General features: G+C 60.7%; 17 protein-coding genes. 10 read left to right on the top strand and 7 right to left on the bottom strand.

Going from position 1 to position 18,168, the window contains the following annotated elements:
- Positions 1-42 precede the first annotated feature (42 nt).
- Both BO74_RS16615 and BO74_RS16610 read left to right on the top strand, forming a co-directional pair.
- Positions 43-1,653, top strand: coding sequence for a methyl-accepting chemotaxis protein (locus tag BO74_RS16615; RefSeq protein WP_496443773.1), 1,611 nt, complete (start codon positions 43-45; stop codon positions 1,651-1,653).
- A 3-nt stretch (positions 1,654-1,656) separates the two neighbouring features.
- Positions 1,657-2,070 (top strand): secondary thiamine-phosphate synthase enzyme YjbQ, encoded by a 414-nt coding sequence (locus BO74_RS16610; protein ID WP_496443772.1) that lies wholly within the window; start codon positions 1,657-1,659, stop codon positions 2,068-2,070.
- A gap of 22 nt (positions 2,071-2,092) precedes the next feature.
- On the opposite strand, the gene BO74_RS16605 is transcribed toward BO74_RS16610, so the two are convergent.
- From BO74_RS16605 to dapA, 7 genes are all read right to left on the bottom strand, one after another.
- On the bottom strand, positions 2,093-3,472 hold the full coding sequence (locus BO74_RS16605) for a patatin-like phospholipase family protein (RefSeq protein ID WP_496443771.1): 1,380 nt from the start codon (positions 3,470-3,472) through the stop codon (positions 2,093-2,095).
- A gap of 63 nt (positions 3,473-3,535) precedes the next feature.
- Entirely contained in the window at positions 3,536-3,928 is a 393-nt protein-coding gene (locus BO74_RS16600; protein ID WP_496443769.1) for a VOC family protein, read from the bottom strand.
- A gap of 169 nt (positions 3,929-4,097) precedes the next feature.
- The gene (locus BO74_RS16595) at positions 4,098-5,075 is read right to left on the bottom strand and encodes a Bug family tripartite tricarboxylate transporter substrate binding protein (RefSeq protein ID WP_496443767.1); all 978 of its coding nucleotides are present in this window, start codon (positions 5,073-5,075) and stop codon (positions 4,098-4,100) included.
- A 33-nt stretch (positions 5,076-5,108) separates the two neighbouring features.
- The gene (locus BO74_RS16590) at positions 5,109-6,596 is read right to left on the bottom strand and encodes a tripartite tricarboxylate transporter permease (protein ID WP_496443765.1); all 1,488 of its coding nucleotides are present in this window, start codon (positions 6,594-6,596) and stop codon (positions 5,109-5,111) included.
- A 45-nt stretch (positions 6,597-6,641) separates the two neighbouring features.
- Positions 6,642-7,118 (bottom strand): tripartite tricarboxylate transporter TctB family protein, encoded by a 477-nt coding sequence (locus BO74_RS16585; protein ID WP_496443763.1) that lies wholly within the window; start codon positions 7,116-7,118, stop codon positions 6,642-6,644.
- A 196-nt stretch (positions 7,119-7,314) separates the two neighbouring features.
- Positions 7,315-8,286, bottom strand: coding sequence for a hydroxyacid dehydrogenase (locus BO74_RS16580; RefSeq protein ID WP_496443761.1), 972 nt, complete (start codon positions 8,284-8,286; stop codon positions 7,315-7,317).
- Between the two features lie 11 nt (positions 8,287-8,297).
- Positions 8,298-9,179, bottom strand: coding sequence for a 4-hydroxy-tetrahydrodipicolinate synthase (gene dapA, locus BO74_RS16575; RefSeq protein ID WP_496443759.1), 882 nt, complete (start codon positions 9,177-9,179; stop codon positions 8,298-8,300).
- 456 nt (positions 9,180-9,635) lie between these two features.
- Here dapA and BO74_RS16570 point away from each other — a divergent pair, with 456 nt between their 5' ends.
- From BO74_RS16570 to BO74_RS16535, 8 genes are all read left to right on the top strand, one after another.
- A complete protein-coding gene (locus BO74_RS16570) occupies positions 9,636-10,454 on the top strand; it encodes a DeoR/GlpR family DNA-binding transcription regulator (protein WP_496443757.1) in 819 nt (272 codons plus the stop codon).
- Entirely contained in the window at positions 10,451-11,578 is a 1,128-nt protein-coding gene (locus BO74_RS16565) for a four-carbon acid sugar kinase family protein (RefSeq protein WP_496443755.1), read from the top strand. The genes BO74_RS16570 and BO74_RS16565 overlap by 4 nt, the downstream gene beginning before the upstream one ends.
- A gap of 11 nt (positions 11,579-11,589) precedes the next feature.
- Entirely contained in the window at positions 11,590-12,600 is a 1,011-nt protein-coding gene (gene pdxA, locus BO74_RS16560) for a 4-hydroxythreonine-4-phosphate dehydrogenase PdxA (protein WP_496443753.1), read from the top strand.
- A 15-nt stretch (positions 12,601-12,615) separates the two neighbouring features.
- Positions 12,616-13,773 carry an iron-containing alcohol dehydrogenase gene (locus BO74_RS16555; protein ID WP_496443751.1) on the top strand — a complete coding sequence of 386 codons (1,158 nt, stop codon included), beginning with the start codon at positions 12,616-12,618 and terminating at the stop codon, positions 13,771-13,773.
- Between the two features lie 169 nt (positions 13,774-13,942).
- The gene (chrA, locus tag BO74_RS16550; RefSeq protein ID WP_496443749.1) at positions 13,943-15,142 is read left to right on the top strand and encodes a chromate efflux transporter; all 1,200 of its coding nucleotides are present in this window, start codon (positions 13,943-13,945) and stop codon (positions 15,140-15,142) included.
- Positions 15,143-15,260: 118 nt separating this feature from the next.
- Positions 15,261-16,052, top strand: a complete 792-nt coding sequence (locus tag BO74_RS16545) for a sugar phosphate isomerase/epimerase family protein (protein ID WP_496443747.1) — start codon at positions 15,261-15,263, stop codon at positions 16,050-16,052.
- A 99-nt stretch (positions 16,053-16,151) separates the two neighbouring features.
- A complete protein-coding gene (locus tag BO74_RS16540) occupies positions 16,152-16,895 on the top strand; it encodes a FadR/GntR family transcriptional regulator (protein ID WP_496443745.1) in 744 nt (247 codons plus the stop codon).
- 199 nt (positions 16,896-17,094) lie between these two features.
- A complete protein-coding gene (locus tag BO74_RS16535) occupies positions 17,095-17,958 on the top strand; it encodes a phosphogluconate dehydrogenase C-terminal domain-containing protein (RefSeq protein ID WP_496443743.1) in 864 nt (287 codons plus the stop codon).
- Positions 17,959-18,168 lie beyond the last annotated feature (210 nt).

Raw genomic sequence — 18,168 nt, 5'->3', positions numbered from 1 at the left:
CCGCCGGTGATTTGGCGCTAGGAAAACGACTTAGGAGAAAGCATGAAATTATCGACACGACTCGGCCTGATCGTCGGCTGTGCGGCTTTGGGCGCGCTTGTTCTGGTGTTCGTCGCGTTGCGGACGATTCATTCCTCGATCGTTGATGAGCGCAAAGCGCAGATCAGTTCAATGATCAATCTGACGGTCAAGCAGGTCGGTGTTTTCTTGGCGCTGGAAAAAAGCGGTAGCTTGAGTCGCGACGAGGCCCAAGCGCAAGCGAAACAAGCGATGTCAGGACTGCGTGACGGTGATGACTACGTGTTCGTGCGGGACATGAAAGGGACTACGCTTGTGCATCCGGACAGGCGTAAGGAAGGCGTTGTCGATATGGGGGCAACCATGTCCGACGGACGAACGCTCATGCAGGTCTACCTGGATGCGTTGAAAACCGGTGATCAGGTCCAGGTCGAGATTCTCACCAAGCGTCCGAAGGGCGACAAGCCTGTGCCGAAGATCAACGGGCTCGGACGTATTCGCGAGTGGGACTGGATTATCGGCTACGGTGTCTTCATCGACGATGTGGAAAATCAATACCGGGCGCTTGCCTTGCGCTTCGGCCTGATCGGGTTCGCGGTGTTTGCGGTGGTTATCGCCCTGGCCTTCGTCATGGCCCGGAGGATCTACGCGGCCCTTGGCGGCGAGCCGGAAGAAGCCGCGCGTTTGGCGAGTGCGATCGCGGCCGGTGACCTGACGCAGCGCATCGAGAAAACCGGTGCGCCGGGTAGCCTGATGCAGTCGATCCAGCAGATGCAAATCAATTTGCACGGCATCATTGGGCACATTCAGGAGAGCGCCACCAAGGTTGGCGAGGCGTCTACCGGCCTGACCGGCCAGATGGAGCAGATCAACCAGGCCGCCAAGCACGCGGCCGACGCCGTGTCGTCCACCGCCGCGGCGGTCGAGGAACTGGCGGTCAGCGTCGATCACATCTCGCAGAGCTCGCGCGACACCGAGAGTAACGCCGGCAACGCCAGCCAGCTCGCGAACGAAGGGCAGGGGCTGGTGATGCAGGCCAGCGACGAAATCCAGCGTGCGGCGGCGCAGGTCAACGAGGCGACGACGCTGATCGGCGGTCTGGCCGACCGTTCCCGCGAGATCGGTGGCATCGTCGGTGTGATCAAGGAAATCGCCGACCAGACCAACCTGCTGGCGCTCAATGCGGCCATCGAGGCGGCGCGGGCCGGCGAGCAGGGGCGCGGCTTCGCGGTGGTTGCCGACGAGGTGCGCAAGCTCGCCGAACGTACCGGGAAGGCCACCGACGAGATCACCGGGATGATCCAGGCGATCAATCAGGACACCGTCCGGGTGGTGGACGGAATGAATGCGGTGGGGCCGCAAGTCACCCGCGGCGTCGACATGGCCCGTCAGGCCGGCGAGGCGCTCGGGCAGATCAGCGAAGCGACGACCGTGGCGCTCAACAACGTCAGTGACGTCGCGGCGGCAACCAGCGAGCAGAGCCAGGCCAGCGGCAGCGTCGCCCGTAACGTCGAGCAGATTTCGAGCATGCTCGAAGAATCGGCCCAGTCGGTGCACGCGGCCAACGAGAACGTGCAGATTCTCGAACAGCTGGCCGACGATCTGCGTCAGTCGGTGTCCCGGTTCCGCGTATAGCGCATGGCGTATCAGCAGACGCTCGAGATTCGCACGCGCGGCCGGTCCACGCTGGAGATTACCGACACGGTTCAGTCGGTGGTCGCGGCGGCGGGTGCCGAAACCGGAATTGCCCAAGTTTTCGTGCAGCACACCAGTTGTTCGCTGCTGATTACCGAGAACGCCGACGCCGCAGTGCGTCATGATCTCGAAACGCTGGCCCGGCGCTGGGCGCCGGACGGCGATGCGGCCTACCAACACGATTACGAGGGCGACGACGACATGGCCGCGCACGCGCGAAGCGTCCTTACGGGCTGCTCGCTAACCGTTCCGGTTGGCAACGGCCGCCTGCTGCTCGGAACGTGGCAGGGCATCTTTCTCTGGGAACACCGGGCGCAGGCGCACACACGGCGCTGCGTGGTGACCGTGGTCGATTGATCGATCGGCTGGCTGGCCGTTGTCAGCGCAGCGTCGGCAGTTCGCGCAGCAGTTGCTGGTAGTCGGGCGAGTCGCGCAGCAGCCGGGCGCCAACTTCGCGCAAACGGTCGATGGCTTCCGGCGGGAGGTTGAAGCTGGTCGGCAGGGCGTTGAAATAGGCCCGTTCCTCCTCATTGTCCAGATCGTCGAAACTGACTTCGATCAGCATCGCCTGGACGTCATCGCCGTCGGGAATGCCGGCGGCAGTCTGCCGTTCGGCCAACTCCTTCGCCGCCTCGTTCATGGCACTGCGCGCGTACGCCAGTGTTTCCACGTTGAAACGGTCGGTGGTGTTGCTCACGGCGAAAGCGATCGCGCTCAGCGTCGGAACCTCAGCGAACTGGTCGAGCTGCGGGTAGTCATGCCGGACCTGCGCATTGACAGCGATGCGCACGATGCGCCGAACAGTTTGGCGCTGGTAATTGTCGGCCAGTTCGCCGGCGCCGGTCAGCGCCAGCCGGTCGAGTACGGCACGCAGGCCGAGGTTGTCGGATAGTCCGCCATCGAGCAGGTGAATGTACTTGCGCTTGTCGGAATCGAGATAGCTCTGCAAGTCGGCGGCGACGGTATAGCGGCGGACCGATTCGTGGCGTTCGCGCAAGGCGTGCGTCATCCATTGAGGCTGCCGGTAGCTGCAGCGTCCCGCGTAATTCGACAGCGTGACCGGGCTGAACACGACCGGCACCGCGCTCGACGCAGCCACCGCGCGGGAGATCCTGTAGTCGCCGAGGTCCGAGCAGAGCAGGTCGAACTGATCCTGGCTGAATTCGAAACGGCTGGTGCGCGCCATGTCGGTGGCGTTGATCAGCACGAACGGGCGATCCTCTAGGCGGACGGCCTTTTCGAGATCGGCGAATGTCTTGCCTTCGAAGAGCGCCTCGTCGAGGTATTCGGCAACGACGTCCGAGCGGCCGAAGTAGGGCGACGACATGCTGAACAGGTTGGTCGGGGCGAAGAAGGTCGAGGCGATTTCGTGCTGCAGGTTGCGTTTGAGGAACTTCGTCTCGAAGTCCGCGAACAGACGGTCGCCGAACAGCCCGTAGTACGCCGCGGTGAAGCTGCCGCCGGAAACGGCGGAGATGCTTTCGACGAGGTCGAGTACGCGCTGCTCCTTGCCGTTGACCGTGACGCGGGTGCGTGCCAGCTCCTCCAGCACGCCGTAGGCCAGTGCCGCCGCGCGCGTGCCGCCGCCTGAGAAGCTCAGACCGAAAACCAGGCTTTCGGGCTTCCCGCTTCGACGGTGGAGACCGACGCGGTAGCCGCCTTCGGGAAGGTCTACATGCGCGGGGCCGTTGTGCGGCGCCATCGTCGACGCACATCCGCCGATGAGGATCAATGCGAAGACGATCAGGCACAGCCGCATAGCGTTTCGTCTGTGAAGAAGCAGGTTCTTGCGTTGCATTGGGGTGTCTGTGGCGGCGAGATTTCAAACGGTGATTTCGAGGCGATTCCCGTCCGGGTCGAGGATGACGCTCTCGTAGTAACCGTCGCCCGTGCGCCGTGGGCCGTCGATGACCGGATACCCTGCCTCCCGCAACCGCTCGGTCAGTGCATCCACTTCGCCTTCGGAGCCGACAGCAATGGCCAGATGCGCCCAGCCGATGTGCTGGCTGCCCGGGGGCGCGGGTTGCAGAGCGAGTGACGTTGTGCACATCAGTTCGATGCGCACGCCATCGGCAAAGCGGACGAAGCGCGATTCGAACCCCTTGGCCGGGTTGGCGTAGGAAGGGCCAGAAACGGCGCCAAACCAGGTCGCGTAGAACGCGGCAAGGCGGGGGATGTCGTCGGTCCACACGGCAAGGTGATCGATGCGCGGCATGATTGTTTCTCTCTGGACAGTATCCGACGATTATCCCACGGTGAAAAATGGGAGGGCGATGTGTCCGCGACGGCAGTGACGAACGACCTCAAGCAAAACGCGATGAAACAAAAGAAGAAGCCAAGGCAAACGTGTTGCCTTGGCCTGGGGAGTGTTACGTGAGAGACGATTACTTCACGTTCTTGTTGTAGAGATTCAGGCTCTTGATGATGTCGAGGAGTTTGGCGTCATCTTCGTCAAGATACTTGGCAAAGTCCGTCGGGCCCATCCAGGTTGGCATATCGCCGAGTTTTGAGAGGGTTTCCAGGTAAGTTGCGTCCTTCGTGGCGTTTTCCAGAGCCTTGACAAGAATGTCCTTGACCTCTTTCGGCGTGCCTTTCGGTACGACGAATGAGCGCCAGACCTGGCCTGTCACGTTGTATCCCTGCTCCTTGAACGTCGGGACGTCGGGGTAGTTGTCAAGGCGTTTTTCGTCGAGGACGCCGATGATGCGCAGGGCTCCGGCCTTGTACTGTCCATAGACTTCCGACGGATGCAGCACGGCGGAGTCGATGTGGTTGCCGACCAGCGAGGTGATGACGCCGCTGCCGCCGCTCTTCGAGGGCATCGGCTGGGTCTTGATTCCAGCCGCTTTGAAGAACGTTTCGATCGGGAGGTGGGTGCCGCCGCCAACCGCTGCGACGCCGAGGGTCAGCGAGCCGTTCTTTTCCTTGGCTGCCTTGATGTAGTCATCCACATTCTTGATCGGGGACTCGCTGTTTACCACCAGGAATACCGGAACGCGCAGGAAAAGGCAGAGCGGGTCGAGGTCGGCGCGGGTGTAATCGAGGCCGCCATAGTGGATCTGGTGAATCAGGCCGGTGTTGTTGATCAGGCCGACGGTGTGGCCGTCAGGGCGGGAGTGGGCGACGAAGCTGGTCCCGACAGTTCCGGAACCGCCGGGTTTGTTGGTGATGATGACGGGCTTGCCCAGTTCCTTTTCCAGAGGCTTCGACAAGGCGCGGGCGATGATGTCTGAACCGCCGCCGGCGCCCCAGGGAACGACGACGGTCACGGGGCGCTGGGGAAAATCGGCCGCCGCAGCCGTCATGGAAAAGCCGGCCGTTAGAACGCATGCCGCCGTGAGGATGGTTGCGAGTTTTTTCATTGACTCTCTCCTTTGAAGAATGAAGGGGTGGGGCTACTGCGGGATTTTCTTGCCGGTTTTCCATTCGCGGTAAATGGGCCAGCACAGCGAGAAAGCGGTGAGGAAAACGAACAGTGCGGAGATCGGCCGGGTCAGGAACACGGTGAGATCGCCCCTGTTGGCAATGTAGGCAAGGCGCAGGTTTTCCTCGGCCATAGGGCCAAGAATCAGTGCGATGCACACAGCGGCCAGAGAGAAGTTGTATTTTTGCAGGAAGTAGCCGACGACGCCGAAGATCAGCATGGTGTAGAGGTCGGTCACGTTCATGTTGATGGCGTAGGAGCCGAGCACGCAGAACATGACGATAGCCATCATCAAGGTGCGCTTCGGAATTTTCAGGACCTGGGCGAAAACTCCGACGCCGGCCAGCCCGATAATGATCATGAAAATGTTGGCCACGAAACTGCCGGTAAAAATTCCGATGACGACATCGGGGCGTTCGGCGAACAGCATGGGGCCTGGAGCCAGGCCCTGGATCATCAGCCCGCCGACCAGAACGGCGGTTACCGAGTCGCCGGGGATGCCGAGCGCAAGAAGGGGGACGAGCGCACCGCCGCAGACCGCGTTGTTGGCGCTTTCCGTTGCGGCGACGCCTTCCAGTTCGCCTGTGCCGAAACGTTCCGGGTGCTTCGAGTTTCGTTTTGCTTCGCTGTAGCTGATCCACGAGGCCGTGCCCGATCCCGTGCCGGGAACGATGCCAACAAACGTGCCGATGATCGAACCACGAAGCAGCGATTTCCAGCACGAAAGAAGTTCTTTCATGCTTGGGATGCTGCCTGACAGTTTGATGCTCGTTTCGCTCTTTTCGAAGATATGCTCGATCTGGGTCAAGACTTCGGAAATGGCGAAGAGGCCGATCAGGGCGGGAATGAAGGCTACACCGTCCGCGAAGCCGGTCGCACCGAAGGTGAAGCGCAGAACGCCGCCGATGGGGTCTGAGCCGATGGTGGAAAGCAGCATGCCAAAGCAACCCACCAGGACACCCTTCAAGATATCGCTGGAAAGGCTGGCGATGATGGCGAGACCGAAAGTCGCCAGGGAGAAATATTCCGCCGGCCCGAACTTCAGTGCCACGCTGGCCAGCATGGGGGCCATGAAGGCGAGGACCACGCAGGAGAACAGGCCGCCGATGCCGGAGGCCATGGTGGCCATCCCCAGCGCCTTCATGGCCTGGCCTTTTTGTGCCAGGGGATAGCCGTCGAGTACGGTGGCCGCGGAAGCTGGTGTTCCTGGTGTTTTGACCAGGATCGACGAGATGCAGCCACCGTAAATCCCGCCAATGAAGATGCCGATCAGCATGTTCAGTCCGAGGATGGGATCCATGCCGAAGGTCAGCGGAATCAGGAGGGCAACGCCCATGGTGGCGGTCAAGCCTGGAAGTGCTCCGATGATCGTTCCGCCGAAAACGCCGACGAAAATCGACCACAGGCATTCGGGCCTGAAAACCGCGAGAACATATCCGAACGTGTCAGGGGTTTCCATTGAGTTTCCTTGATGTTTGTGATGAGGGCGCGGTCTTCCGGCGAGTCAGAAAAGGTGTGTCGGAAATTCCGGGAGGGGCACCATCATTATTTTGGTGAACCCCAGATAGCCGAGGCCGATGATCAATGCCGGGATGAGCAGGATCTGGGTGGGCCGCTTTTCTCCGAGCAGGAGCATTCCCGCAGGCAGGGTGATGATGGAGGACAGCAGGAAGCCCAGGGGTTCGTACAACAGGATGTAGGCAAGCAGAAGCACGATGAACAACGCAATGCGCAAAAGGATATGGCCGGCGGCGAGGGTCGGTGCGGTGCCTGAACCAAGCGCGCTACGCCACAAGCTGCGGATGACCAGTGCGGCGGAGAGAACGGCGATGGTGGCGGTCATCACGCCCGGGAAGAACTCCGGCCCGATCGATTTTTCATAACCCACGCCGAGAGGCAGTTTCGATATCTGCCACCAGGCAAACCCGCAAAAAACCAGAAACACTATGCCGACATATGTGTCGTGGTTGGCCTTTTTCATGAATTTCCTCCTTGGTCAGCCAAACGCTTGTGAGAAACCGTCTTGTCGATCGCGTTGAAACACTTCAGCATGTTGTGTGCCAATTCCTATCTGACTGATTGACATGCGTTTCTGCCGGAATGGCCGATGCATATGTAACGGCCATTTGCTGGCATGTGTCCCTGTTGTTGCTACAACTGTCGTTTGTTGAAGCTCGTCATTTCCATCGCGGGTGGTTATAGGCCTCCGGGTTGCAAACCTTTGGCCATTTCTCCCCGTTGATGACTGCCAGTACGCCTTCCACCGCACCCGTGGCGACGCCGGCTGCCGCTTCCTTTGTTTGTCCGGCCATGTGCGGGGTGAGGACGAAATTGTCCAGCGACATCAGCGGGCTGCTCGTGTCGAAGGGCTCTGTCGCCAGCACATCGGTACCCGCGCCGTGAATCTGGTTTTTCTTGAGGGCGCGGTACAGCGCGTCTTCGTCGATGATGCCGCCGCGCGCGCAGTTGATTAGGATGGCGTCGCTCTTCATCAGACCGAATTCGCGGTCGCCGATCATGTTGCGGGTCTGTTCGGTCAGTGGTACGTGTATGGAGATTACGTCTGCTTCCCGGTAGAGATCGTCGAGGTTTGCAACATGGCGCCAGCCACGGGCCTCCACCTCGTCCTTCTTCAGGAACGGGTCGTAAACCATGACGTTCATTCCGATGCCTTGAGCCATGCGCCCGAATTCCGAGCCGATGGCGCCGCCGCCGATCAGGCCCAGCGTCCTGCCCTTGAGTTCGTAGGCCTTGAAGCTGGAACGGATGCCGAAGTTGCCGCGCCGCGTTTCCTGATCGGAGCGAAGCAGGTCCTTGGCTGCGGCAAACATCAGCAGCATGGCGTGCTCGGCGACCGATCGCGTGTTCGCGCCCGGCACGATGACGACCGGGATGCCGAGTTCGGTACAGGTGGCGACATCGACATCGTCAACACCGACGCCGGGGCGGCCGATGACCTTGAGATTCCTGGCGGCGAGCAGGCCTTGCCGGTCGATGGAGCCGATGCGGATGATCAGCCCGTCCGCGTCCGCCAGGAACGGATCAAGTTCGCGCGGATTGCCGGTGCCCGCAACGACGGCTTCGGCGTGCTGTTCCAGAAGCTCCATGCCCTTTTCGTGGAGCCTTTGCGTGATGACGATTTTTGCCACGATGCGCTCCGTTATTCCGAGTAGCCTTCGAACGCGGCCTTGAGGGCTGCGTCGATTTTCGGGTCGATGCCGCTGGCCGGTTCGCGAGCCGGGCCGACCTTGTGGCCGAGCAGGTTCAGCGAACGCTTGACGATGGAGTTGGGGTTGCCCAGCGCCATGACATCGCGGAACGGGCGGATGGCTCGCTGCGCCTTGTTGGCGGCCTCGAAGTCGCCTTTGGCCCAGTGGTCATAGATGCTGCAGATCAGTTTCGGGAAGACGTTGGACCATCCGGAAATGGCGCCGGTACCGCCGGCCAGCAGGGTCCACAGAATCAGCGAGTCGTTGCCGGCGAGGACGCTGACCTTGCCGCCGGTGTCTTCGATGTAGCGCAGGGTGTTGTCGAAGTTGCCGCTGGAGTCCTTGGCGCCAACAATGTTGGGGTTTTCCGCGACCAGTTTCTTGACGGTCGTGTAATTGATGTTATTGCCGGTGCGGGCGGGCATGTTGTACAGCAGAATCGGCAGTTTCACGCTCTTGGCAACGGCGCTGAAGTGACGGTAGAGATCGTCCTGAGAGACGCTGACGAAGTAAGGCGAGACCACCGAGAGCGCGTCGACGCCGAGGTCTTCTGCTTTTTTCGACATCTCGGCGGTTTCCTTGGTGCCGATGCAGCCAGTGCCGGCGTAGACGGGCACGCGACCTTTGACTTCGTCTACCGCGACTTTCAGCACTCTCAGCTTTTCTTCTTCGTTCAGCGCATACACCTCACCGTTCGTGCCAAGAGCGAAGATGCCGGAAACGCCGCCGTCGATCAGACGGTTGATTTCAATGCGGAACTGCGCTTCGTTGAAGCTTTCGTCGTCGTTCATCGGGGTGATGATGGGAACGATGATGCCTTTGGGTGTGAACATTGCGGTGTCCTTCTGTCAAAACGGTGGTTGATGATTGGATGGAGCGATTCCCTGTAACGATGAGTAATATTGATTGACAGTTCTCGTTGTGTCAACAAAATCTCTCTAAATGTTTCACTAGTATTCAATATCTTTCATTTGTGGCTCCGGATTTGAGAGGTATTCCCTAAAGACGGCTCTGTTGTTATGTAACTTTATGAATAAAAAAACAAAAAGTTATATATATTTCCTGTTAAGGGCGTGGGGTGTCTAGGATGTTCGCTCTGCTTCTTAAAGGTCTCGCGCCGTCATGGACATGTGAAACCTCGTTCTTGCGATTGGTTGGTAGATATCTGGCGTGGTTTTCTTTGCAAATTATTCCTATATCTGTCATTATGTTTCACGGAGATGGTTTTACGCCGGCAGGTATCCCGTGATGCCGATCGGTCAAGAAAGTGAGGAATCGTGCAACAGGTCGTGCAAGCTGAAAGTCAGCTCGATATTGAAAGTGCGCCGCTGCTGCCGGCGCTGCGTCGGCAGCGCATTGCCGAATTCCTGCATCATCACGGCGCGGTGACGCTGCAACAATTGGCCGACGCGTTGCACGTTTCGCTTTCCACCTTGCGTCGTGATCTCGATGCGCTGGCCGAGGAGGGCGTTGTCGAGCGGACGCACGGCGGGGCCATATTGCGGCACCTCCAATACAGCACATTCGAACCGAACATTTCGGCAGCACGCGATCTGTCGCCCCGGGAAAAGCAACGGGTTGGGCAGGCCGCCGCCGAGTCGCTGGTGCCCGGGCAAAGCGTCATCTTCGACAGCGGCAGCACCGTGCTGGAAGCCGCCAGGGCGGTTGTTGCGAGGAAAATTCCGCTGGTGGCTGTTACCAATGACATCGAAATCGCGCAGGTTCTGAACAGCAGCCCGTTGGTCCAGGTGCATGTGTTCGGCGGCCAGTTGCGTTCCGGCAGCAATACGCTGGTCGGCGAGCAGGTCCAGAATGCTGCCAAACTGATCTGCGCGGACGTGCTGTTCTTCGGCGCGCATGCGGTGACCGACAACGTCGTTTCGGAAACCTCGCCCGAGGTGGCTGCAGTGAAGCGCGCGTTGATGCGCTCCGCGACATCGTGCCGCCTGCTGGTCGATTCGTCGAAATTCCGACCGCGCGTGTTCATGACCGTCTGTGATATGGGAGAAATCGCCGAGGTCATTACCGACGAAGGTGCGCCGCAGGAGGAACTGGAGCGGATCCGCTCGGCCGGCGTCAAGCTCATCGTCGCAGGCAGAACGTTATGACCGGGATCAGGATTCTTGCTGACGATCTGACCGGGGCGCTGGACACCGCCGCCGCGTTTGCCGGCAACGTGCCGGTCTATATCGATCGACCTCCCGCCGCCGATGATCAGACCGTGGCGCCGGTGGCCGTTGTTGCCACGCCGACACGCGATGTGCCGGTCGACAAGCTGCCCGATTTCCTGATGCCGGTGGTCGATTGGTTTACGTCGGGGGGGCTGTCGTTCAAAAAGGTAGACAGCCTGCTGCGTGGCAATACGTTTGCCGAAGTGGCCTGGCTGTACCGCAATGCACGCTTCGAGCGGGTTGTCTTCGCGCCAGCATTCCCGGCGCAGGGGCGGATTACGCAGGACGATCGGCAATGGGTGGTTCGTCCCGGGAAAGAGCGGGAGACGGTCGCCGTTCCGCTGGGCGCAGCTTTTGCGCAGTTGGGACTGAGTTCCGAAACCTCCCTCGACAAAGGTGCGGATATCTGGATTCCCGAGGTCGCCTCGGACAGCGATCTCGATCATGTCGTCCAGCAGGCTGAGACCGGCGGAGGCAGCGTGATGTGGGTGGGCAGCGCGGGACTCGGGAATGCGCTCGCGCGTCGATTCGGTCTTTCGCCGCTTACGGACGTTCCTTCGCCGCTTGATGCGGGGCCGGGGCCGACCGTACTGGTCAGCGCCAGCTTCCAGCCGGTATTCCGCGAACAGTGGGCCATGCTGCGTGCTGGCCGTCTCATGACGGCGGTTGCCGAGGCTGGTGATGCCTCCCGGATTGCCGCCGTTATTGAAGTGGCGCGCGCCGGGGCCGGGGAGGCGTGGTTCGATCTCTCGCCGCGAGAAACCGTGGCCCAGAACGAGGCCATGCGCCGTCTGGAGATGAACACGCGGTTGCTGGTGGAAAGGCTGCCGGTGCCGCGTCAGCTGGTGGTGGTTGGCGGCGACACCCTGTTGGGACTGTGTCGTGCTTCCGGAGCGGACGGTTTGCTCGCACACCCCTCGATTCGTCAGGGGTGGGGGTGCGCACGGTTGATGGGCGGCGTCTGGGACGGCGTGCCCTGTTATTCACGGTCCGGCGCGTTCGGCGCGGCGGACGATCTTGTCGCCTTGTTCGGCGCACTGAATCACGAAACATCTTGTTGAGAGGAAAAGACATGTCGAAAGCCATTTGTCTGGCAGTCACGATGGGCGACCCGGGCGGGATTGGACCGGAGATCATCGTCAAGGCAGCGCAGAAGTTGCGTTCCGAGATAGAACAGGGGCGCATCGAGCTGCTGGTCTTGGGGAGTGCCGCGGCACTGGCCAAAGCGTGCGCTACGCTGTCCGTGGCGATGGATTCGCTGCCGTTGAAGATGATCGACGTCGGCCCGGTCGAGGGCGAGATCGTGACCGGCCAGATTTCGCCGGTCGGGGGGGAATGGGCCTACCGGGCCGTCAAGAAAGCGGCCGAACTCGTACAGGCCGGCGAAGCCGACGCCATCGTCACTGCGCCGCTCTCCAAGGAAGCCTTGCATCTGGCGGGCCACCATTTCGAAGGGCATACCGAGTTGCTGGCGCACCTGACCGGCCAGCGCGACGCCGTGATGATGCTCGCGCACGGCCCGATGCGGGTGACGCACGTGACCACCCACTGCGCGATCGCCGACGTGCCCAAGCGCCTGACGCCGACGCGGTTGCGGCGGGTGTTCTCGGTCACGCTCGAAGCGCTCGAGTGCCTCGGCTTCGACAAGCCGCGTCTGGGCGTGGCTGGACTCAACCCGCACTCCGGCGAAGGCGGCATCCTCGGCAAGGAAGACGAGGAGATCATCGCGCCGGTGATCAAGGAATTCGTCGAGAAGGGCTACGACGTCACCGGCCCGGTGCCGGGTGACACCGTCTTCATCAAGCTGCGCGCCAACCAGTTCGACGCGGTGGTCGCGATGTTCCATGACCAGGGGCATATCCCGGTCAAGCTGCTCGGCTTCGACGTGGATCCGGCGACGGGCAAATGGCAGGCGATCAGCGGCGTGAACGTCACGCTCGGGCTGCCGATTCTGCGCACCTCGGTCGATCACGGGACCGCCTTCGACATCGCCGGCAAGGGCATCGCCAATCCGGACAGTCTGGTCGATGCTGCCGAATATGCCTTGAAGCTGCTCGAAGGGCGGCGCAAGAAGGGTCTTTGATCAGGAATGGAAACCATGAGCACATACACCCTGTTGAACGCCGGACGCATCATCGCCGGGCCGGGAAGCATCGACAGCATCAAGGACGTCGTCGCCGATATGGGCGCGAGCAAGGTGCTGATCATTACTGACAAAGGCGTCGCAGGCGCCGGCCTGATCGCCAAGCCCAAGGCCCTGCTCGAAGCGGCTGGTATCGACGTCGCCGTGATCGACACGACGCCGCCCGAGCCAGACGTCAATCAGGTCAACGCGATTCTTGACGCCGCGCGGCCGCATGCGCCGCAACTTGTCGTCGGTATCGGCGGCGGCAGTGCGATGGACGTCGCCAAGATCCTCGCCGTGCTGCTGAAGCACGACGTTGTGTTGCGTGACCTGCTCGGCGGAAAAGCGAAGATCGTCGGACGTGGCGTGCCGACGCTGATGGTGCCGACGACCGCCGGCACCGGTTCGGAGACGACGCCGAACAGCATCATCCTGGTGCCGGAAGACGAACTGAAGGTCGGCATCGTCAGCCCCAAACTGATGCCCGATTGCGTCATCCTCGACCCGGAACTGACGATCGGCCTGCCGCCGGCGATCACCGCGTCGACCGGCATGGACGCGCTGTGCCACGCGATCGAGTGCTATACGTCGAAGAAGGGCAATCCGTTCAGCGAGCTCCTCGCGCTCAAGGCGATCACCCTGATTGCGCGCAGCATCCGCACGGCCTTCAACGACGGCAAGAACCTCGACGCCCGCCACGACATGCTGCTCGGCGCCATGTACGGCGGCATGTGCATCGCTACCTCCAGTACGACAGCGGTGCATGCCTTGGCCTATCCGCTCGGCGGCAAGTACCGCATCGCGCACGGGATCTCCAACGCTGTCCTGCTGCCGTTCGTGATGCGCTTCAACGCCGTCGGCAACGAGGCGAAGTTCCGCGACATCGCGCTGGCGATGGGGCTCGACGTTGCGGCGAAAACACCGCAGCAAGCCGCTGCGGTGATGATCGAGGCCCTGTTCGCGCTCAACCGCGATCTGCAGATTCCGGCCGACCTCAAGCGCTGGAACATCACCGAGGCGGATCTGGAAACCCTGGTTGAAGGCGCGGCGAAGGTGACGCGACTGCTTGACAACAATCCGCGGCTGATGGGCAAGGCCGATATTCGGGCGATTTACACGCAGTTGATCTGAGCGTTGACTGGCGACGACGGCACGGTTCCGGTGCCGTCGATTGCCTCGCCGGACGGGCCCAGTCCCCAGTCCGGTTGGAAACTCTTTGCGGCGAGTCCTTGTCGGATCGACACGAATCGCTATCGGATTTCTCTCCGATAGATCGCTTGCGAACTGCGAAGGCACAATCATGAGCGGAGCCCGCCGCGCTGACCATCGGCCGTGGTCGGTCTTTTTCATTTTTCTCCGTCTGGGGCTGACATCTTTTGGTGGCCCGGTGGCCCATCTCGGTTACTTCCGTTCCGAATTCGTCGAGCGCCGCGGTTGGTTTAGCGAGCGCGCCTACGCTGATCTCGTTGCGCTTTGTCAGTTCCTGCCGGGGCCGGCGAGCAGTCAGGTCGGCATGGCGCTCGGGGTGTCGCGTGCCGGTTACGTCGGGGCGCTGGCCGCCTGGGCAGGCTTCACGCTGCCTTCAGCGGTCGCGTTGGTCTTGTTCGCGCAGGGCGTGGCCGGTCTGGGGGATGCGCTCGCACCCGGTGCGCTGCACGGGTTGAAGGTGGTGGCGGTCGCTGTCGTTGCGCAAGCGGCGTGGGGCATGGCGCGTAGTCTGTGTCCGGATGCGCCGCGAATTGGTTTGATGGCGATCTCGGCGTGCGTGGTCCTGCTGGTGCCGTCGGCCTGGACGCAAGTCGGCGTGATTGCCTGCGCCGGCGCCGCAGGCTTGGCGATAATCAAGCCAACACCGGCTGGCGCGCATGAACCGCTGCCGACAATGGTCGGCCGCCGTGCGGGTGTCCTCTGGTTGTCGCTGTTTTGCATCCTGCTGGCCGGCTTGCCGATCATGGCTCGACAGTGGCCGGAGCCGCCCCTGGAAGTTTTCGATGCCTTCTTCCGCGCCGGGTCGCTGGTGTTCGGTGGCGGCCATGTCGTCCTCCCGCTGTTGCAAGCCGAAGTCGTTCCGACGGGTTGGGTCGGCAAGGAAGCGTTTCTCGCCGGCTACGGTGCCGCGCAGGCGGTTCCCGGTCCGTTATTCACGTTCTCCGCGTTTCTCGGTGCCTCGATGAATGCCGAGCCTGCGGGTTGGGCGGGCGGCTTTCTTTGCCTGTTTGCTGTTTTCCTGCCGTCGTTTCTGCTGGTGGCGGGCGCGTTGCCTTTCTGGGAGCGACTGCGTCGTAACACGCGTACCCAGGCGGCGCTCGCCGGGATTAACGCGGCAGTCGTCGGCTTGCTGCTTGCGGCGCTCTACCAACCGGTATGGACGAGTGCAATTCTTGGTGCGCAGGATTTTGCGCTGGCGCTCGTTGCGTATACCTGTCTGGCGTTCTGGAAGTTTCCGCCGTGGCTGGTCGTTATCGGGTGCGGTGTGGCGGGATGGGCGTTGGCATATTGACAAGGCGGCGCCAGCCCCTGATAATTTTCGTCAAACATCATACATCCGGCGTTTGTTGCAAATCTCGACTGGCGAACAAGATCGCTGCCCCATTCCAATTACCATCAACGGACATACCATGATCGGACTGAGTACCTACGCGTTTTTCTGGCAGATTTCTGACCGCGCCCCGAAGCCGCTAAGCCTGCAGGAGGTGCTGTCCCGGACGCGCGATCTCGGCGCACAGGTGTTTCAGATCTGCGATTACCCGCCGCTCCACACGTATTCAGATGCGCAACTGGGCGATCTGAAAAAATACGCCGGCGATTTGGGAATAACGCTGGAACTGGGAACCAAAGGGATCAAGACCGAGCATCTGGCAAATTACCTGCGCATGGCTGACCTGCTCGGGGCCAAGATCATCCGCAGCATGGTGACGGCGCCGGATCACCGCCCCACGCTGGCCGAGGCAGAAGCACTGCTCAAGGAATCGATGCCTGCCTTTGAGGCGTCCGGGGTGACGGTGGCGCTGGAAACCTACGAGCAATTGAGTTCGACCGACCTCGTTGCGCTGGTCGAGGCTGTCGGCAGCAAGAGCCTCGGCATCTGTCTCGATCCGGCCAACTGCGTCGCCAATCTGGAACATCCGATTGCGGTGATCGACCGTTGTGCACCCTATGTGGCCAACCTGCACGTCAAGGATTTCGCTTTCACCCGGCGGGGAGGGTGGGTCGGCTTTACCTTGGAAGGGGTCAAACTCGGCGACGGACTGCTGCCCTACGATTACATGATCAGCAAGGTCAATCCGGAGGCGCGGGGCATCAACCAGATCGTCGAGCATTGGCTGACCTGGCAGGACGATTACGAGAAGAGCAGCCGCATCGAAAATGAATGGAATGTCCATAACCTGGCCAGGATGCGCGGGAAATAACAATCCGGTTCTTTCCCTTGCTTTCCACGGTAAACTTCGCCGGTTTAGAAAACGGATGATCGGCTGCGGGGGCACCCGACCGAAGGGGATAAAAGAAAAATGACGATACAGGCCGTAGCAAACGAGCCGGATCTTTCCGGGTTCCTCGAATCGAGGCCAGCCGCGTCGTCGGTGGACTTCGTGGTCAACAGCATCAAGGAACTGCTGCTGACCAAGCGGGTCCGGCCCGGCGACAGGCTGCCTGCGGAGACCGAACTGACGCGCTTGTTGTCGGTGAGTCGTGGTTCCGTCCGGGAGGCGATGAAGATCCTTTCTGCGCTGGGTATCGTCGAGGTCAGGCGAGGGGACGGGACGTACATATCGAAGGGGGGCGGCGAGGTGATGTTCGATCCGCTGCTGTTCAGCCTGATCGTTTCCCAGCCCGAATTCGCCGAATTGAAGGAGTTGCGGCAGATCCTCGAAAAGAACGTGGTGCGCCTGGCCATTCTCAATGCAACCGATGACGACCTGCGCCACTTGCGCGAGTGCGTGCAAAAGACGGTTTCATTGAGGGACAAGGCGGAGAAGAACTTCGAGGAGTTGCTGGCGCTCGATCTGGAGTTTCATGCAATTCTTGGACGGGCGTGCAAGAACCGGCCGCTGGAGACGATTTACCGGTTCGTCATGCAGTATTTCCGCCCCTACATTGCGCAAAGCCTGACGAAACAGAGCAATTTCAGCATTGATTCGAGCAACGCGCACCAGACCATTCTCGCTGCGATTGAACGCCAGGATTACCCGGCGGCCGAAAAAGCGGTCGAGGAATCGACAGAAGTCTGGGAGTTCCTGATTTTCAAACAGTAGGCAATTGCCGCGAAAGCGGTGCGAACGAACCTTCAAGAAAAGACGTTGACAGGGGAAAACGCTCAGTGTAATTTTGTCAAACGTCAAACGTCTGTTGTATGAGAGGCCGTCTGAATCGGTCCGTAAAAAACAAGCAGGGGGTCCTGATTTCTCGCGTTTCCTTTTTTCCAGTAGTTCTTAATTTCCAAGGAAGATTGTCATGAGCAATAAGATCGTTGTCAGCGTCATCGGTGCCGGCGGCAAGATGGGTACCCGGGTTACCAACAATCTGGCCAAGCATCCGGATTCCATCGATCTGCATTTCTGCGAGGCCTCCGAAGCCGGAATCGCCTCGATCAAGGCGCGCGGTTTTTCGGTCGTCGCTGCGGAGGAAGCCGTCCCCAAGAGCGACATCGTCGTTCTGGCTGTTCCCGATGTCATCATCAAGAAAGTGTCGGTGGGCATCGTCGCACTGATGCGTCCCGGTGCCACCCTGATTATTCTCGACCCGGCGGCGGCGGTGGCCAGGGAACTGGCGCTGCGTGACGATTGCACGTTCGTCGTTTCCCACCCCTGCCATCCGTCGTTCTTCGTGGCGCAGGAAACCCCGGAAGCTCGCGCCGACGCTTTCGGTGGCATTGCTGCCACGCAGGATATCGTCATGGCCAAGATCCAGGGCGACGACAATAATTTCGCCGACGCCAAGAAAGTCAGCGAGATCATGTTCGCGCCGGTGACCAACGCCTATGTGATGGGTATCCGCGATATCGCCTTCCTGGAGCCGACGCTGGTCGAGATTCTGGGCGCCTCGACCCTGTACGCGATGGCCGAGACGGTCAATGAGGCCGAACGGCGCGGGATTCAGCGCGAAGCCGCCATTTCCTTCCTGGCCGGTCATATCAACGTTCTCTCGGCGATCTTCCTGGGCCGTCTGGGGAATGTGAAAGTTTCCGACGCTTGCCAGGTCGCCATCGGACTGGGCAACCGTCTCGTTCTGCGCGATGACTGGAAGAAGATCTGGGACGACGAGGTTCTGGACAAGGCCATCGCCACGATGCTTCATCCGGAAGATCCGCAGATCTGATCCGACTGACGATTCAAAGCCCGTTACGAATGAAGGTTTGCAACGGGATTTTTTTCTGTCAGTCTGCGGTCAATACTGATTGAACAAAAGAATAACAAGGTAGTACCCATTTTTCGCAGTTGTTCATCGCTGGTTTTAGTGATTTAGGCGATGTTGTCTGAAGAGCTGGGCTGGCATTTTTAGAGAGGGAAGACAGATGAAAGCAACGAA

Source organism: Propionivibrio pelophilus DSM 12018 (genome assembly GCF_059569095.1).
The sequence above is the reverse complement of the archived record's forward strand: the minus strand, read 5'-3'. Positions and strand labels throughout refer to the sequence as shown.

Excerpts from the sequence above, each read along its gene's own strand:
- BO74_RS16600 (WP_496443769.1), bottom strand. The coding sequence starts at position 3,928 with ATGCCGCGCATCGATCACCTTGCCGTGTGGACCGACGACATCCCCCGC.
- BO74_RS16545 (WP_496443747.1), top strand. The coding sequence starts at position 15,261 with ATGATCGGACTGAGTACCTACGCGTTTTTCTGGCAGATTTCTGACCGC.
- BO74_RS16585 (WP_496443763.1), bottom strand. The coding sequence starts at position 7,118 with ATGAAAAAGGCCAACCACGACACATATGTCGGCATAGTGTTTCTGGTT.
- BO74_RS16615 (WP_496443773.1), top strand. The coding sequence starts at position 43 with ATGAAATTATCGACACGACTCGGCCTGATCGTCGGCTGTGCGGCTTTG.
- dapA (WP_496443759.1), bottom strand. The coding sequence starts at position 9,179 with ATGTTCACACCCAAAGGCATCATCGTTCCCATCATCACCCCGATGAAC.
- BO74_RS16590 (WP_496443765.1), bottom strand. The coding sequence starts at position 6,596 with ATGGAAACCCCTGACACGTTCGGATATGTTCTCGCGGTTTTCAGGCCC.
- chrA (WP_496443749.1), top strand. The coding sequence starts at position 13,943 with ATGAGCGGAGCCCGCCGCGCTGACCATCGGCCGTGGTCGGTCTTTTTC.
- BO74_RS16605 (WP_496443771.1), bottom strand. The coding sequence starts at position 3,472 with ATGCGGCTGTGCCTGATCGTCTTCGCATTGATCCTCATCGGCGGATGT.
- BO74_RS16565 (WP_496443755.1), top strand. The coding sequence starts at position 10,451 with ATGACCGGGATCAGGATTCTTGCTGACGATCTGACCGGGGCGCTGGAC.
- pdxA (WP_496443753.1), top strand. The coding sequence starts at position 11,590 with ATGTCGAAAGCCATTTGTCTGGCAGTCACGATGGGCGACCCGGGCGGG.
- BO74_RS16610 (WP_496443772.1), top strand. The coding sequence starts at position 1,657 with ATGGCGTATCAGCAGACGCTCGAGATTCGCACGCGCGGCCGGTCCACG.
- BO74_RS16555 (WP_496443751.1), top strand. The coding sequence starts at position 12,616 with ATGAGCACATACACCCTGTTGAACGCCGGACGCATCATCGCCGGGCCG.
- BO74_RS16540 (WP_496443745.1), top strand. The coding sequence starts at position 16,152 with ATGACGATACAGGCCGTAGCAAACGAGCCGGATCTTTCCGGGTTCCTC.
- BO74_RS16535 (WP_496443743.1), top strand. The coding sequence starts at position 17,095 with ATGAGCAATAAGATCGTTGTCAGCGTCATCGGTGCCGGCGGCAAGATG.
- BO74_RS16595 (WP_496443767.1), bottom strand. The coding sequence starts at position 5,075 with ATGAAAAAACTCGCAACCATCCTCACGGCGGCATGCGTTCTAACGGCC.